This window comes from Variovorax boronicumulans NBRC 103145, assembly GCF_001591345.1.
GTDB lineage: Bacteria > Pseudomonadota > Gammaproteobacteria > Burkholderiales > Burkholderiaceae_C > Variovorax > Variovorax boronicumulans.
On the sequence record NZ_BCUS01000074.1, the window covers coordinates 15,322 to 30,789 of the forward strand.

The 15,468-nt window shown below is 69.2% G+C and carries 15 protein-coding genes; 7 read left to right on the top strand and 8 right to left on the bottom strand.

The window, feature by feature from the left end; genetic code table 11:
• Nucleotides 1–23: 23 nt before the first annotated feature.
• Nucleotides 24–1,016, bottom strand: coding sequence for an alpha/beta hydrolase (locus VBO01S_RS20255; RefSeq protein WP_157627397.1), 993 nt, complete (start codon nucleotides 1,014–1,016; stop codon nucleotides 24–26).
• Nucleotides 1,017–1,231: 215 nt separating this feature from the next.
• Nucleotides 1,232–2,035, bottom strand: coding sequence for a helix-turn-helix transcriptional regulator (locus VBO01S_RS20260; RefSeq protein WP_062478504.1), 804 nt, complete (start codon nucleotides 2,033–2,035; stop codon nucleotides 1,232–1,234).
• Between the two features lie 103 nt (nucleotides 2,036–2,138).
• Here VBO01S_RS20260 and VBO01S_RS20265 point away from each other — a divergent pair, with 103 nt between their 5' ends.
• The gene (locus VBO01S_RS20265; protein WP_062478507.1) at nucleotides 2,139–3,713 is read left to right on the top strand and encodes an MFS transporter; all 1,575 of its coding nucleotides are present in this window, start codon (nucleotides 2,139–2,141) and stop codon (nucleotides 3,711–3,713) included.
• Here VBO01S_RS20265 and mutL read toward each other — a convergent pair.
• Nucleotides 3,697–5,592 carry a DNA mismatch repair endonuclease MutL gene (gene mutL, locus VBO01S_RS20270; RefSeq protein WP_062478532.1) on the bottom strand — a complete coding sequence of 632 codons (1,896 nt, stop codon included), beginning with the start codon at nucleotides 5,590–5,592 and terminating at the stop codon, nucleotides 3,697–3,699. The two genes, VBO01S_RS20265 and mutL, sit on opposite strands and share 17 nt — an antisense overlap.
• A gap of 238 nt (nucleotides 5,593–5,830) precedes the next feature.
• On the opposite strand from mutL, the gene VBO01S_RS20275 reads away from it, so the two are divergent.
• The 3 genes from VBO01S_RS20275 to VBO01S_RS20285 all read left to right on the top strand — a co-directional run bounded on the left by VBO01S_RS20275 (nucleotide 5,831) and on the right by VBO01S_RS20285 (nucleotide 10,171).
• Nucleotides 5,831–7,621: an IlvD/Edd family dehydratase gene (locus VBO01S_RS20275; RefSeq protein WP_062478510.1), complete on the top strand. Its 1,791-nt coding sequence runs from the start codon at nucleotides 5,831–5,833 to the stop codon at nucleotides 7,619–7,621.
• A gap of 329 nt (nucleotides 7,622–7,950) precedes the next feature.
• A complete protein-coding gene (locus VBO01S_RS20280) occupies nucleotides 7,951–8,772 on the top strand; it encodes a fumarylacetoacetate hydrolase family protein (RefSeq protein WP_062478513.1) in 822 nt (273 codons plus the stop codon).
• 46 nt (nucleotides 8,773–8,818) lie between these two features.
• Nucleotides 8,819–10,171 (top strand): MFS transporter, encoded by a 1,353-nt coding sequence (locus tag VBO01S_RS20285; RefSeq protein WP_082818212.1) that lies wholly within the window; start codon nucleotides 8,819–8,821, stop codon nucleotides 10,169–10,171.
• A 4-nt stretch (nucleotides 10,172–10,175) separates the two neighbouring features.
• On the opposite strand, the gene VBO01S_RS20290 is transcribed toward VBO01S_RS20285, so the two are convergent.
• Both VBO01S_RS20290 and VBO01S_RS20295 read right to left on the bottom strand, forming a co-directional pair.
• Complete coding sequence (locus tag VBO01S_RS20290) at nucleotides 10,176–11,114, bottom strand: LysR family transcriptional regulator (RefSeq protein WP_062478516.1); 939 nt, start codon at nucleotides 11,112–11,114, stop codon at nucleotides 10,176–10,178.
• Nucleotides 11,111–11,620, bottom strand: coding sequence for a GNAT family N-acetyltransferase (locus VBO01S_RS20295; protein ID WP_062478519.1), 510 nt, complete (start codon nucleotides 11,618–11,620; stop codon nucleotides 11,111–11,113). Before VBO01S_RS20295 ends, VBO01S_RS20290 begins: the two co-directional genes overlap by 4 nt.
• A 49-nt stretch (nucleotides 11,621–11,669) precedes the next feature.
• Between VBO01S_RS20295 and VBO01S_RS20300 the strand changes: the two genes are divergently transcribed.
• Complete coding sequence (locus tag VBO01S_RS20300; protein ID WP_062478522.1) at nucleotides 11,670–12,335, top strand: DedA family protein; 666 nt, start codon at nucleotides 11,670–11,672, stop codon at nucleotides 12,333–12,335.
• 72 nt (nucleotides 12,336–12,407) lie between these two features.
• Here the strand turns inward: VBO01S_RS20300 and VBO01S_RS20305 are convergent, their stop codons facing one another.
• Both VBO01S_RS20305 and VBO01S_RS20310 read right to left on the bottom strand, forming a co-directional pair.
• On the bottom strand, nucleotides 12,408–12,698 hold the full coding sequence (locus VBO01S_RS20305) for a YMGG-like glycine zipper-containing protein (protein WP_223301444.1): 291 nt from the start codon (nucleotides 12,696–12,698) through the stop codon (nucleotides 12,408–12,410).
• A gap of 139 nt (nucleotides 12,699–12,837) precedes the next feature.
• On the bottom strand, nucleotides 12,838–13,266 hold the full coding sequence (locus VBO01S_RS20310; RefSeq protein ID WP_062478526.1) for a helix-turn-helix domain-containing protein: 429 nt from the start codon (nucleotides 13,264–13,266) through the stop codon (nucleotides 12,838–12,840).
• Nucleotides 13,267–13,351: 85 nt separating this feature from the next.
• Here VBO01S_RS20310 and VBO01S_RS20315 point away from each other — a divergent pair, with 85 nt between their 5' ends.
• A complete protein-coding gene (locus VBO01S_RS20315; RefSeq protein ID WP_062478527.1) occupies nucleotides 13,352–14,221 on the top strand; it encodes a class I SAM-dependent methyltransferase in 870 nt (289 codons plus the stop codon).
• On the top strand, nucleotides 14,214–14,714 hold the full coding sequence (locus VBO01S_RS20320) for a DUF2938 domain-containing protein (protein WP_062478528.1): 501 nt from the start codon (nucleotides 14,214–14,216) through the stop codon (nucleotides 14,712–14,714). The genes VBO01S_RS20315 and VBO01S_RS20320 overlap by 8 nt, the downstream gene beginning before the upstream one ends.
• A gap of 1 nt (nucleotide 14,715) precedes the next feature.
• Here VBO01S_RS20320 and VBO01S_RS20325 read toward each other — a convergent pair.
• The coding region (locus tag VBO01S_RS20325) for an N-acetylmuramoyl-L-alanine amidase family protein (RefSeq protein ID WP_174543684.1) at nucleotides 14,716–15,468 on the bottom strand (753 nt) is incomplete at its 5' end.

Here is a 15,468-nt window from a genome sequence, read left to right on the forward strand (position 1 = left end):
CGGAACCGGTTGAAGAAGCCGGTTTAGATGGCGGCGGGGGCGGGCGTGTGCGCCTCGCCCCGCACCTCTTGCGGCGACAGCGCCGCGGAAGGCAATGAAGGCTGTGCAGGCCGCGGCGACACCAGCCGCGGCTGCGGCCGGCTGTCCGCCACGGTCCTGCTGTCCTCGGGCTTCATGCGAAACAGCTGCGACAGCGCCGCGCGGTACTGCGTCGCGCCCACCGAGTTGGTGTTGTGGTGCGAGCCGCCCTCGACCAGCACGAACATCTTGGGCACCGTGGCCGCGTCGTACAGCTTGCGCCCGAGCGTCGGGTTGATCAGGCTGTCGGCGGTGCCGTGCACCACGAGCAGCGGCGCGCCGATGTCCTTGACGGTGCGAATCGCCTCGAAGCGCTGCGTGATGAACGGGCCGAAGGGCAGCCAGCCCCACTTGAAGCTGCTGGCCACGTCGGCGATGGAGGTGAAGGTGCTCTCGACGATGGTGCCGCTCTCGTCGTTCACCGTGGCCGCCAGGTCGATGCCGATGGCGCCGCCCAGCGAGTGGCCGAAGATGTAACGGTGCTGGCGCGGATGGCGTGCGGCCAGCCAGGTCCAGGCGGCGCGGGCGTCTTCGCGGGCCGAGGCTTCCGAGGGCAGGCCCTTGGAGCTCTTGCCGAAGCCGCGGTAGTCGATGGCCAGCACCGAGAAGCCCAGCTCGTGCATGCGCTGGATGCGCGGTGCCGAGCCGGCCACGTTGTAGCGCGCACCATGCAGGTACAGCAGCACGGGGGTCTCGGTGGTTTCGGGGGCGCCGCCGAGCCACAGGCCGTGCAGGCGCGCCGGTTCACCGGTGATGGACGACTGGAAGTCGATCCACACGTCCTGCATGCCTTCGGTCATCTGGGCCGAATTGCCCCAGCTGCGGTCGCTGGGCTGGAAGATCCATTCGCGCTGGCGTTCGTCGAGGGTCGAACAGCCGGCTGCCAGGAGGGCACAGAGCGAAAAGATGGACGCGAGGAGGGGCCAGCGTTTGATCATGGGGTGGAGGGACAGCGAAAGTCGGCCGAAAGTTCATCTGCTTGCTTTCTGAAACGCGTCGGCATCGCGTGTCAGCTCCCCCTGTGCAGCGCTCGCCGGCGCCTGGCACGAGACCATGCAACGTGCGTGCCCGCACCGTGGATGACGCCACAAAACCCTCGAAAACCCTCGAAATGGGCGCTGACGGCGCTTATCTGCCGCACAGGCCCCGGTGTTCAGCCTGGTGCCGGCTGCACGAAATACACCGCCATCCGCAGGTGCCGGTGCGTGTCGACCACGAGTGTTTCGTGGTGAAACTCCAACGTTCCGCTGTCGGCCATCTGTACGCATCCGAGCCCGCGCCGGGCGGGCGCGCTGTCGGGGGTGTCCCACCAGCGGCGGAAGTCGGGCGAGAGCGCTTTCAGGTCCGTGACCAGACCCAGCATGGCCGGATCGTCGGGCGCAATGGCGAAGTCGTATCGGAATTGCGCCAGCAGCGCGGGCGCATCGTCGTGCCAGGCGGGCAGGCGCCGGCGCAGTTCGGGGTCGGCGAACACCATGCGAAGGAGGTTGCGCGCCTCGCGCTCGCGCGCGCTGAAACCGAACAGCGCGTCGGCCGCGGCGTTCCAGGCCACCACGTCCCAGCGCAGGTTGAACACGTAGGCGGGGCGGGTGGGCAGCTCGTCCATGAGCTGCTGGATGCGGGGCGTGACCGACGCCTGCTGATGGGCCTCCGGCGGCGGCGGGCGCTTGTGGGCCAGCAGGAACAGGTGGCTGCACTCGGCGTCGTCCAGCTTCAGGGCATGGGCCACGCCGAGCAGGAATTTCTGCGACACCTGGATCTCGCGCCCCTGTTCGAACCAGGTGTACCAGGTGAGCCCCACGCCGGCCATCACCGCGACTTCTTCGCGCCGCAGGCCGGGCGTGCGGCGCCGCCCCTGCGAGGGCAGGCCCACATCGGCGGGCGTGAGCTTGCGGCGGTGCCGGGTCAGGAACTCCGACAGCTCGTTCTTGGTGCGGCTGAGGCTGCGCTCGATCAAGGCTGTTGTCTCCAGTAATAGGATAAACGCTTAAATTGTAATGTGATGATCTTGTCCTGAAGATGGGGCTTCCGCAACCCGAACGCGCACCCGGAGGCCCCTTTTGACCGCACCTTGCGATTCACTTTCCCTTTCCGACAGCCCACCCGCCGCGAGGCGCGACGGCCGCGCCGGCGCCCGCGAATGGACCGGGCTCGCGCTGCTGGCGCTGCCGACCTTGCTGCTCGGGCTCGACCTCACGCTGCTGCACCTGGCACTGCCCGCGCTGGCCCTGGACCTGCGCCCCACGAGCGCGCAGGCGCTGTGGATCGTCGATGCCTACGGTTTCATGATTGCCGGCTTTCTCGTCACGATGGGCACGCTGGGCGACCGCATCGGGCGGCGCAAGCTGCTCATGGTGGGGGCGGCGGCGTTTGGCGTGGCGTCGGTGATCGCGGCCTCTTCGACCAGCGCCAACCAGCTGATCGCCGCGCGTGCCGTGCTTGGCGTGGCGGGCGCGACGCTGATGCCGTCGACGCTGGCGCTGATCAGCAACATGTTCCTGCACCCGCACCAGCGCGCGCTGGCCATCGGGCTGTGGGCGACCATGTTCGCGCTCGGCATGGCGGCCGGGCCCGTGGTGGGCGGCCTGCTGCTCGCGCACCACGGCTGGGGCGCGGCCTTTCTCGTCGCGCTGCCGGTGGTCGGGCTGCTGCTGGTGGCGGCGCCGTTCCTGCTGCCGGAGTACCGCGCGCCGCAGCAGGGGCGGCTCGATCTGCCCAGCGTCGCGCTGTCGCTGCTTGCGTTGCTGCCGGTGGTCTACGGCATCAAGCAGGTCGCGAAGGACGGGATCGGTGTCGGGGCCGTGCTGGCGCTCGTCGGCGGGCTGGCGTTCGCGCTGGGGTTCGTCCGGCGGCAACGGCGGCTGCGCCATCCGCTGATCGACCTCGGCCTGTTCGCCAGCCGGGCCTTCAGCGTCGCGCTCGTGGTGTTGCTGGTGGGGCTGGTCGGTGTCGGCGGCACGATGCTGCTGGTGACCCAGTACCTGCAGCTGGTGGCGGGCCTGTCGCCGCTGGAAGCCGGGCTGTGGATGGGGCCGCCGGCGCTTGCGATGCTGGTGGCCGGCATCACGGCGCCGCTGCTCGCGCGGCGCATCCGGCCGGGCCATGTGATGGCGGGGGCGCTGGGGTTGTCGGTCGTGGGCTATCTGGTGCTGAGCCAGCTCGATCGCACGCCGCATGGCGTCGCGTGGGTGACGGCCGCGTTCTCGCTCGTGTACCTCGGCCTGGGCACCATCGCCGCGTTGGGCACCGATCTGGTGGTGGGCGCTGCGCCGCCCGAGAAGGCCGGATCGGCCTCGGCCTTGTCCGAAACGGTGCAGGAGCTGGGCCTGGCCGTGGGCATCGCCACGCTGGGCAGCCTGACGACGGCGGTGTATCGCACGCGGATGGGCGAGCCGATCGGCGGCATGGCCATGGGGCTTCAGCGCGCGGTATCGGACAGCCTTGCAGGCGCTACAGCGGTCGCGCGCGAGTTGCCAGCCGGCGTGCTGGAGCAGGCACAAGCCGCCTTCCTCGCAGGACTGAATGCCGCCGCAGCCACCAGCGCTGTCAGCATCGCGGTCCTGGCGGTGCTGGCCGCCGTCACGCTGCGGCATGTCGGCGTGGCCGCCGACGACGGGCTCAGCGCCCGCGCATGAACAGCGAATCGAGCTCGCGGATCGACAGCTGGCGCCAGGTCGGCCGGCCGTGGTTGCACTGGTCGGAGCGCTCGGTTGCTTCCATCTGGCGCAGCAGGCCGTTCATCTCGTCGATGGTGAGCTTGCGGTTGGCACGCACCGCGCCGTGGCAGGCCATGGTCGACAGCAGTTCGTTCTGCGCGCGCTGCACCACGGTGCTCGCGTCGTGCTGGCCCAGCTCGGCGAGCACGCTGCGCGCCAGCTCCACCGGGTCGCCGTCGGCCAGCGTGCCGGGCACGGCGCGCACGGCCAGCGTGCGGGCCGAGAAGGGCGTGATCTCCAGCCCCAGCGTGGGCAGCACCTCGGCGCAGGCCTCGGCCGTGGCCACTTCCTGCGGCGTGGCGGCGAAGGTGGCCGGAATCAGCAGCGGCTGGCTCGTGATGGCCGCGCCGTCGAGCTGGGTCTTGAGCCGCTCGTAGACGATGCGCTCGTGCGCCGCGTGCATGTCGACGATCACGAGGCCCTGGCTGTTCTCGGCCAGGATGTAGATGCCCTGCAGCTGGGCCAGCGCGCGGCCCAGCGGCCAGGCGTCCTGGTTCATGACGGGCGCTGGCATGGGGGCCAGGGCCTCGCTGTCGGGCAGTCCGACCGGCGCGCGGAACGACATCGCCGGCGCTTCGGTCTGCCACTGCGACGGGGCCGTGACCGGCGCGTGCCCCTGTTCCTCGGTGCGCCGCGGCCACATGGCCTCGAAGTCGCCGGCACCGCGCTCGCGTGCCTGGAACGGGATCGCGGGCTGCGACCAGCTGGCGCTCGGCGGCAGCGGGGTCTGCTTGAAGAAGGGCTGCGGCGGCGCGTCGGCCGGTGCCAGCGCATCGCCGGCGCGCGGCGCGGCCAGCGCGTCCTCGATGGCGTGGCGCACCGCCTGGTGCACCTCGCGCCCGTCGCGAAAGCGCACCTCGATCTTGGTCGGGTGCACGTTGACGTCGACGCGCGCGGGATCGATCTCCAGGTACAGCACGTACACCGGCTGGCGCTGGCCGTGCAGCACGTCTTCGTAGGCGCTGCGCACCGCGTGCGACAGCACCTTGTCGCGCACGAAGCGGCCGTTGACGTAGAAGAACTGCTGGTCGTTGCGCGAGCGCGCCGCGTCGGGAATGCCGGCACGGCCGACCACGCGCACCGGGCCGCCTTCGCGCAGCACGGAGACGCTCTGCGACACGAAGTCGTCGCTCAGCGCATCGGCCAGCCGTTGCTCGGGCGTGGCGGCGGCGCGCCATTGTTCGATCAACTTGCCGTCGTGCCAGACCGAGAAGCCCACCTCGGGCCGCGCCAGCGCATGGCGGCGCACGGCCTCGATGCAGTGGGCCAGCTCGGTGGCGTCGGTCTTCAGGAACTTGCGCCGCGCGGGCGTGGCAAAGAACAGCTCACGCACCTCGACCGTGGTGCCCACCGAGCGCGCCACGGGCCGCAACTCGCCGGTGCCGCCGTCGAGCACGAAGGCGCTGTCGGCGCCGGTGAAGCGCGAGAGGATGCTGAGTTCGGCGATCGCGTTGATGGCCGCCAGCGCCTCGCCGCGAAAGCCCATGGTGCCGACCGTTTCGAGGTCGCTCAGGCTCGCGATCTTGCTGGTGGCGTGGCGGCGCAGCGCCACCGTGAGTTCCTCGCGGGGAATGCCCAGGCCGTCGTCTTCGACCGAGATCAGCCGCACGCCGCCCGAGGCCAGCCGCACGGTGATCTGGCGCGCGCCGGCGTCCAGCGCGTTGTCGAGCAGTTCGCGCACCACCGAGGCGGGACGCTCGACCATTTCACCGGCGGCGATCTGGCTGATCAGCTCGTCGGGGAGTTCACGGATCGGGCGGCGTTCGGCGGGGGGGAGGGAGGAGGGTAGGGCACTCACCGGAAACATTCTAAAAGCGGCGCCCGAGCAGGGCGTTTGGCGGTGTATTTGGCGCGCTTATACCGATCCTCAACCGATCTCATTGGCTTTGGCGAAGGCGAAAACCTAAGCTCCCCTTCGCCAACGTATTCGCACAACAAGAACGCACCGGAGACACCCGATACACCGCCATGGCCCACCGCCATGCCGCGCAGGGGGCCGCCGCGCGCGTTCGCCGACCACCCTGAAAGCCGACGCCATGACGACACCCCGCCCCCTGCGCTCCGCCGCCTGGTTCAACAACCCCGAACACAGCGAACTCTCGGTCCTGCACCTGGCCTGGTTCCTGAACTACGGCCTCACCCGCGAAGAGCTGCAATCGGGCAAGCCGATCATCGGCATCGCGCAAAGCGGCTCCGACCTCACGCCCTGCAACCGCCACCACCGCGAGCTGTCGCTGCGGGTGCGCGAAGGCATCCGCGAGATGGGCGGCATCGCGATGGAGTTCCCGATGCACCCGATCCAGGAGAACGGCCGCCGCCCCACCGCCGCGCTCGACCGCAACCTGGCCTACCTGGGGCTCGTCGAGATCCTCACCGGCTACCCGATCGACGGCGTGGTGCTGACCACCGGCTGCGACAAGACCACGCCTGCCGCGCTGATGGCCGCGGCCACCGCCAACATCCCCGCCATCGTGCTGTCGGGCGGTCCCATGCTCAACGGCTGGCACGAAGGCCAGCGCACCGGCACCGGCACCACGCTGTTCAAGGCGCGCGAGCTGTTCGCCAAGGGCAGCATCGACTTCCCTGGCTACATCGACCTCGTGGGCTCCACCGTGCCCTCGGCCGGCCATTGCAACGTGATGGGCACGGCCTCGACCATGAACGCGCTGGCCGAAGCACTGGGCATGAGCCTGCCCGGCTGCGCGGCCATTCCCGCGCCGTACCGCGAGCGCGGCCAGATGGCCTACGAAACGGGCCGGCGCATCGTCGACATGGTGCGCGAAGACCTCAAGCCCTCTGACATCCTCACGCGCTCGGCCTTCGAGAACGCGATCGTCGTCAACTCGGCCATCGGCGGCTCGACCAACGCGCCGATCCACCTCATCGCCATCGCCAAGCACGCGGGCGTCGAACTCAACATCCAGGACTGGGAAACGGTCGGCCTCGACGTGCCGCTGCTGCTCGACATGCAGCCCGCCGGCAAGTACCTCGGCGAGGAGTTCTACCGCGCAGGCGGCGTGCCCGCGGTGGTGGCCGAGCTGCATCGCCATGGCCTGATCCGCACCGACGCGCGCACCGTCAACGGCCACACCTTGGCCGCCAACTGCGCCGACGCACCGGTGAAAGACGCCGACGTGATCCGCCCCTTCGACCAGCCGCTGCGCGAGAACGCCGGCTTCCTCGTGATGTCGGGCAACCTCTTCGACAGCGCGATCATGAAGACCAGCGTGATCTCCGACGAGTTTCGCGCGCGCTACCTCAGCAAGGCCGGCGACCTCGACGCCTTCGTGGGCCGCGCCATCGTGTTCGACGGCCCCGAAGATTTCGAAGCCCGCATCGAAGACCCGTCGCTGGACATCGACGCGAGCTGCATCCTGTTCATGCGCGGCGTCGGCCCCATCGGGCACCCGGGCTCGTCGGAAGTGGTCAACATGCGCGCGCCCTCGCACCTGCTCAAGAGCGGCGTGTCGGCCTTGCCCTGCATCGGAGACGGCCGGCAGTCGGGCACTTCGGGCTCGCCGTCGATCCTCAACGCCTCGCCTGAAGCCGCCGCAGGCGCGGGCCTGGCATTGCTGCAGACCGGCGACAAGGTGCGCGTGGATCTGAAGGAACGCACCGTCAACATGCTCGTCGACGACGCCGTGCTGCAAGCGCGCGCCCGCGACCTCGAGGCGAAGGGCGGCTACCCGATTCCCGCGAGCCAGACGCCATGGCAGGAGATTCAGCGCGCGATGGTGGACACGCTGTCCGAAGGCATGGTGCTGAAGCCGGCGACCAAGTACCAGCGCGTGGCGCAGACGGCGGGGATTCCGCGTCGGAATCACTGAGGACTGCTGTTCAGGGCGACGCTCCCGCCGACGGGGAGCCTTGCTCCGCGAATGTCCCCCGGCCTGCGGGCTTCCGCCCCTCCCCCTTGGTTTCGCTGCGCAAGGCACCCCATCGACGTGAGCGTGTTCAGAGCACGTGTGGATCAGCCCGCACAACGACCGCGCCCATCGTGCTCAGGACACTGGGTGCTTCCCGCAGCGAAATCAAGGAGGAGGGGCGAAGCCCCGGGGGACATTCGCGGAGGGAAGTACCCGGTGGCCTGTGCACACGCCCTGAATGAACCCGCCCCCGCACCCAGAATTTTTTAAATCAGAAGAAGGAGTCAGACATGAAGTGGATGAGCGTTCAAACGCCGCAGGGCCCCCGCATGGGCTACATCAAGGACGGCGCACTGCAGCCCGTCGATGCGGCCCGCATGCAGGACATCGTCGAAGGCAAAGCCTGGCGAGATGAAGGTCGGCCAATCCCGCTCGCCGACGTCAAGCCCACGCTGCCGTTCGCACCGAGAAACATCATCTGCATCGGCGCCAACTACCGCGACCACTGCATCGAGACCGGCCTGGCGATCCCCGAGAAGCCCGTCGTGTTCGCCAAGTTCAGCAACACGCTGGCCGCTGACGGCGACGCGATCACCTGGCCCGAAGGCTTCACCGAGAAGGTCGACTGGGAAGCCGAACTCGGCGTCGTCATCGGCAAGCGTGCACAGGGCGTGAGCGAAGCGGATGCGCTCTCGCATGTGTTCGGCTACGTCGCCGCCAACGACGTGAGCGCGCGCGACGTGCAGCTGGGTGAGGCCCAATGGGTGCGCGGCAAGTCGCTCGACGGCTTCTGCCCGCTCGCGCCCACCGTCGTCACGCGCGACGAAGTGGTCGACGTGCAATCGCTGGGCATCCGCTGCCTCGTCAACGGCGAGGCCGTGCAGTCGTCCAACACCAGCGAAATGATCTTCTCGGTCGCGTTCCTCGTCGCGTACCTCTCGCGCGCCATCACGCTGGAGCCCGGCGACCTGATCCTCACTGGCACGCCCGCCGGCGTCGGCCTGGGCCTGAAGCCGCCACGCTTCCTCAAGCGCGGCGACGTGGTCTCGGTCGAGATCGATGGGCTGGGTTCGGTGACGAACCCGGTCCACGGCGCGGTCGCAAGGGGCTAGCCTCGGCGCCTTTCAGACAGACATACCTATTCAGGAGACAACAACAATGACAACCACGAGTCCCTACGGCGAGCTGGTCACAGGCGCCATCCACAAGGCGCGCTGGCGCCTGCTGCCCATGCTGATCGTCATGTACATCATGTCGATCCTCGACCGCGTGAACGTCGGCTTCGCCAAGCAGGCGCTGCAGATCGACACCGGCCTGAGCAACAGCGCCTTCGCGCTCGGCGCCGGCATCTTCTTCGTGAGCTACGCGATCTTCGAAGTGCCAAGCAACGTGATTTTGTCGCGCGTCGGCCCGCGCATCTGGCTGTGCCGGATCATGGTCACCTGGGGGCTCGTGGCCTCGGCCATGATGTTCGCGACCACCGAGACCTCCTTCTACGTGCTGCGCTTCCTGCTCGGCATCGCGGAGGCGGGCTTCTACCCCGGCGTGCTGCTCACGCTGACCTACTGGTTCCCCGCCAAGGTGCGTGCGCAGGCCAACGGCATCCTGCTGTTCGGCTTTGCGGGCGCGCTCGTCATCGGCGGGCCGATCTCCGGTGCGCTGCTCGACATGAACGGCATCGGCGGCCTCAAGGGCTGGGAGTGGATGTTCCTCATCGAGGGCCTGATGGCCGTGGTGGTGGGCATCGTGGCCTTCTTCGTCATCGTCGACCGGCCGCACAACGCGCCCTGGCTCACGAGCGCGCAGCAGAACGCGCTGCAGGCCGTGCTCGACCAGGAAGCGGCGGAGAAGTCGGCCGACAGCCCGCAGACCGTGTGGCAGACGCTGTGCAATCCGCGCGTCATGTTCTTCGCGCTGAACTTCTTCATCGTGCAGATCGCCGCCTACGGCCTCATCTTCTATCTCCCGACCCAGGTGGGACAGATCCTGGGCCAGAAGATCGGCCTCTTGGTCGGCTTCGTCACCAGCATCCCGTGGCTGCTGGCGCTGTTCGTCGTGTACTTCGTCACGCGCTGGTCCGACCGCCACCACGACCGCCGCCGCGTCACCGTGGCCACGCTGTACACGATCTTCGGCGTGTGCGTGTGCCTGTCGGCGCATGGCTCGCCGATCTTCGCGATCGCGGCGCTGTCGATCGGCGCATCGACCTACCTGTCGGGCACGCCGATCTTCTATGCCTTCCTGTCGGAGCGGCTGTCGGGCCTGGGCATTGCCACGGGCATCGCGCTGGTCAACTCCATCGGCAACCTGGGCGGCTTCGTGGCGCCCAACTTGCGGACCTACGTGGAGCAGAACCACGGCGGCTCGGCCGCGGGGCTGTACACGCTGGGCAGCGCGGCGCTGCTGGCCGCGTTGATGCTCGCGCTCATGCCCAAGGGCTGGCGCGTGGCGAAGAAGAGTGGGGCTGCGGCGGCGCCGGCGGCCGTGCTCGACGGCCGGGCACGCGCCTAGTCGTTCAGAAGGCCTGTCGCCAGACGCGCGACAGGGCCTGCCATGCGCAGTCCACCTCCGGCCGCTTGAGCGCGCCGGCCAGGCAGACAAAGCGCAGGTCGCAGCCGATGCTCACGCGGTCGGCAATGACCAGGCCGTCGCGCTGGCTGGCCTGCAGCGCCAGCGCATCGCGCGCCAGCGAAATGCCCACGCCGGCGCGCACCAGCGCCAGCATCGACATCTCTTGGTCGGCTTGCGCGGCCTTCTTCAGCACCAGCTTGTGGGCCTGCAGCACCGGCGCCAGCAGCCGCGAATGCGAGGAGGTTGCCGGTGCCAGCACCCACGGCAGGTACGCCAGCTCGGGCCAGTCGCGGCCCAGCACCTGCGGCGCCCAGCCGCTCGGGCCGATCACCTGGTAGTTGAAGCGCGCCAGCACCTGCGAATGGAACAGCTCGCCGTCGTGGCGCCGTGAGGCGGCGCTGGCCTGCGGCAGGTCGGTGGCCTCGGGGTCGCCGAGGTAGAAGCCGATGTCCAGTTCCTTGTTCAGCAGTTGGGCGAGCACGTCGCCGCTCGTGCCCTGGTGCAGCTCGGTCTCGAGCTCGGGCGCCAGTGCCACCAGTTCGGTGAGGAAGGGGCTGAGCCGCGTGAAGTCGGGGTCGAGGATGGTGCCGATGCGCAGCGAGCCGCGCACGCCGCCCTTGAGCCGCTCGGCAGCCACCGCGAAATCGTTCAGGCTCTCGAGCGCATGTTCGGCATGGTTGAGCAGCGCCGCGCCGTCGCGCGTGAGCAGCAGGCCGGTGGGCGTGCGCTGGAACAGCTCCAGCTCGACCAGCGCGCCCAGTTCCTTGAGCTGCAGGCTCACGGCCGGTTGCGTGAGGAACAGGCGCTGCGCGCCGCGCGACACCGAGCCCTCGCGGGCCACGGCCACGAAGGCCTGCAGGAGCCGGGGCTCGATCTTCTTCATGCCGCGCCGGGGAAAGGCTGCAGCTGCTTGTACATGACGAAGGCGTCCACGAAGCCCAGCTGCGGATGCCTGAATGCGCCCGGCAGCGTGCCGACGATGGCGAAGCCCATGTGCTGCCACAGCCGCACCGCGCGCTCGTTGGTGGAGACGACGAAGTTGAACTGCATCGCCAGGAAGCCCATGCGCAGGGCCTGCTGCTGCGAGTGTTCGCACAGCGCCGAGGCCACGCCCAGGCCGCGCGCCGCCTCGGACACCACATACCCGCAGTTGCTCACGTGCGCGCCCTGGCCGGGCTGGTTGGGGCGGATCACATAGGTGCCGAGCACGGCGCCTTCATCGTTGCAGGCCACGAAGGTCAGCGTGGGCACCTTCATCCACGAATGGCGGGCCTGTTCTTCCGTCACATCGGGCGGGTAGGTGTAGGTGTCGCCGCGGCGGAACGTCGGTTCGAGAACGGCCCAGAGGGCGGGCCAGTCGGCATCGAGGGCTTCGCGGATCTGGATCATGGGGTGATTCGGAAAAGGTGCGACATGCCAACAAGGATAATCCGCGCCCATGGAAATCATCAGCTTTCTCGTCGACTTCATCCTTCACGTCGACAAACACCTCGAGGCCTTCGTGGTCGCCTACGGCCCCTGGGTCTATGCGCTGCTGTTCCTGATCGTGTTCGTCGAGACCGGCGCGGTGGTCATGCCGTTCCTGCCGGGCGACTCGCTGCTGTTCATCGTCGGCGCGCTGTGCGGCGTGGGGCTCATGAGTTTTCCGCTGGCCTGCGGCATCCTGATCGCGGCGGCCATCCTGGGCGACCAGTGCAACTACTCGATCGGGCGCTACTTCGGGCCCAAGGTGTTCCAGTGGGAGAACTCTCGCTTTTTCAACCGCAAGGCCTTCGACCAGGCCCACAGCTTCTACGAACGCTACGGCGGCATCACCATCGTGCTGGCGCGCTTCATGCCGTTCATTCGCACCTTCGCGCCCTTCGTGGCCGGCGTGGCCGAGATGAACCGCGCGAAGTTCACGGCCTACAACGTGGGCGGTGCGCTCATCTGGGTGCTGGGCATCGCCACCGCGGGCTACTTCTTCGGCAACCTGCCGTTCGTGCGCCAGCACCTGGACAAGATCATCTGGGCGCTGATCTTCGTGCCCGGCCTGCTGGCGATCTTCGGTGCGTGGCGCGCCTCGAAGGCCGAGAAGGCGCGGGCGGCGGCATCGCAGGCCTGAGCGGCTCTCGGCCCGCCCCAGAAAAAAACGCGCCGGAGGGCGCGTTTTTTCGTTGAGGGTTGGAAGGATCAATCAGTAGCGCGGCCCGTTGTCCGGGTAGTAGCCACTGCCGCGCGGGTAGCGTTGCTGGTTGTAGTAGTTGCGCTCGTCGACGTTGCGGCCCACCTGGTTGCCGATGATGCCGCCGATGGCCGCGCCGCCGAGCGTGCTGCCCGTGTTGCCGCCGATCGCATGGCCCACCGCCGCGCCGCCGAGTGCGCCAATGCCGGTGCCGAGGTTCTGGTTCGGACCGCTCGCACAACCTGCCAGCGTCATGACCGAAGTGGCAGCTGCAGCGGCGATCCAGAGACGTGTCTTCAACATGAGGTCCACCTTTCGAGAGTGATGGCTCATCATGGTCAAAAGTATGCATTTCGCGGTGTAGGAGCCTGCCGCGCTTGCCTGTGCGCAGGGGCGCGTGTTGCGGAACGCAACGCCTGAAAGCGGGTGTGGCTACGTGGTGCTACGGGGTTCGCGGCTTCGGCGCCTTCTTCTTCGGGGCTTCCAGCGCACCCGACGACGCGGCCCGCAGGATGCGGCGGAAGGTGGGGCATTCCATGTGGCTGGGCGCGGGGCAGACCGCCGCGTGCCGCAGGCCGTCGCGCATCGCCGTGAGCTGGCGGATCGTGCGGTCCAGGTCCCGCGCCTTGTCCGCGAGCACCTGCCGGTCGATGCGCGGCTTGCCTTCGGGCGAGAACATGTGGCCGATTTCCTCCAGCGAGAAACCGGCGGCGCGCCCCAGCGCGATGAGCGCCAGCCGCTCCAGCACCTCGGGCGCGAACACGCGGCGCAGGCCGTGCCGGCCGGTCGAGGCGATCAGCCCTTTTTCTTCATAGAAGCGCAGCGTCGAGGCGGGAACGCCGGCGCGTTGTGCCACTTCCGAAATGTCCATGTGCCGGCCCCCTCTTGACTTCAAGTCGACTTGAATTGGCACAGTCTAGCTCTCGCCGCTTGAAGGCACCTGAAGGAAAACGATCATGGACGACACATCCCCCGCCAATGCCGAGCAGGCCGCCTTGTGGAACGGCCACGCCGGCAGCGCCTGGGTCCGGACGCAAGCCGTGCTCGACGCGATGTTCCAGCCGCTCGAAGCGCGGCTGAGCGACGCGGTGCGCGCCGTGGGCGCCCGCCGCGTGCTCGACGTGGGTTGCGGCACCGGCCGCACGACGCTCGCCGTGGCGCGGCAACTCGGCCCGACCGGCCAATGCCTTGGCGTCGACATCTCGGTACCGATGATCGAGGCGGCGAAGGCCCGCGCCGCGCGCGAGGTGCTCCCATCGGCCCGCTTCGTCTGCGCCGATGTGCAGGGCCACGCCTTCGAGCCGGCCGCGTTCGATACGGTCATCTCGCGCCTGGGCGTGATGTTCTTCGACGACCCGGTGCGGGCCTTCGCGAACCTGCGGCACGCGGCGACCGACGGCGCGGCCCTGCGCTGCATTGCCTGGCGCGGCGGGGCCGACAACCCGTTCATGACCACGGCCGAACGTGCCGCCGCGCCGCTGCTGCCCGGTCTGCCGCCGCGCCAGCCGAACGCACCGGGCCAGTTCGCGTTCGCCGACCGCGTGCGGGTCGCGGGCATCCTCGCGGCGAGCGGATGGGGCGAGGTCGACATCCAGCCCTTCGAGGTCGAATGCGCGTTCCCCGCGACGGCGCTGGCCGACTACTTCACGCGGCTCGGGCCGGTCGGCCTCGTCCTGCAGGAGGTGGATGCCGCAACGCGCGCGCAGGTCATCGAGACGCTGCACGCCGCCTTCGCGCCCTATGTGCAGGGCGACGACGTGCGCTTTGTCGCGGCCTGCTGGATGATCGCGGCGCGCGCGCCGGTGCGGGAGCGCGGCCATGTCTGAGGCCGTCGAATGCGCGCTGCGCACGCTGTGGATCGGCGCCGGCGCGACCGTGGTGATGGACCTGTGGGCCGTGCTGCGCCAGCGCCTGTTCGGCATTCCCTCGCTGGACTACGCCCTCGTGGGCCGCTGGCTCGTGCACCTGACGCGCGGGCGCTTCTTTCACGACCCCATCGGCAAGTCGCCGCGCGTGGCGGGCGAGGGCGCCATCGGCTGGACCGCGCACTACCTGCTCGGCATCGCGTTCGCGGCCGTGCTGCTCGCAGGCTGGGGGCTGGCGTGGGCGCGCCAGCCGACGCTGGTGCCTGCGTTGATCGTCGGCGTCGGCACCGTGCTCGTGCCGTTCTGCGTGATGCAGCCTGCGATGGGGGCGGGCTTTGCGGCGCGGCGCACGCCGCGCCCGGCGATGGCGCGGTTCCAGAGCGTGGTGACGCACAGCGTCTTCGGCGTCGGCCTTTATCTGGCCGCGTGGGTTGCCCGCGTGGCGGGCTTCTAGCCTAGAGCTGGCGGCTGCGCGCGAGCGGCGGGTTCTGCGCGAAGTAGCGCTGGATGCCGCGCATCAGCGCGTCGGCCAGGTTCTCCTGGTAGTCGGCGCGGCGCAGGTTGGCTTCTTCCTCGGGGTTGCTGATGAAGGCCGTTTCGACCAGCACGCTCGGGATGTCGGGCGCCTTCAGCACCGCGAAGCCGGCCTGCTCGACCTGTGCCTTGTGCAGCCGCGCGCCGATGCCCTTGATCTCGCCGAGCATCGCGCCGCCGAGCTTCAGGCTGTCGTTGATCTGCGCGGTGGTGCTCATGTCGAGCAGCGCGCGTTGCACCTGGGCCTCGTGGTTGCCCACGTTCACGCCGCCGACCTTGTCGGCGTCGTTTTCCTTGTTGGCCAGCCAGCGCGCGGCGCTGCTGGAGGCGCCGCTCTGGCTCAGCGCGAACACGCTGGCGCCGCGCGCGGCGGGCGTGGTGAAGGCGTCGGCGTGGATGCTCACGAACAGGTCGGCCTGCACGCGCCGCGCCTTCTGCACGCGCACGCCCAGCGGCACGAAGAAGTCGGCGTCGCGCGTGAGAAAGGCGCGCATCGGGCTGCCGTTGACGCTGGCCGCGTTGATGCGGTCGCGCAGGCGGTGCGCCACCTGCAGCACGATGTCTTTCTCGCGCGTGCCGTTCGGGCCGATGGCGCCGGGGTCTTCGCCGCCGTGGCCGGGGTCGAGCGCCACGATGATGATGCGGTCTGTGCGGCTGGCCGTGGCGCGCGGCGG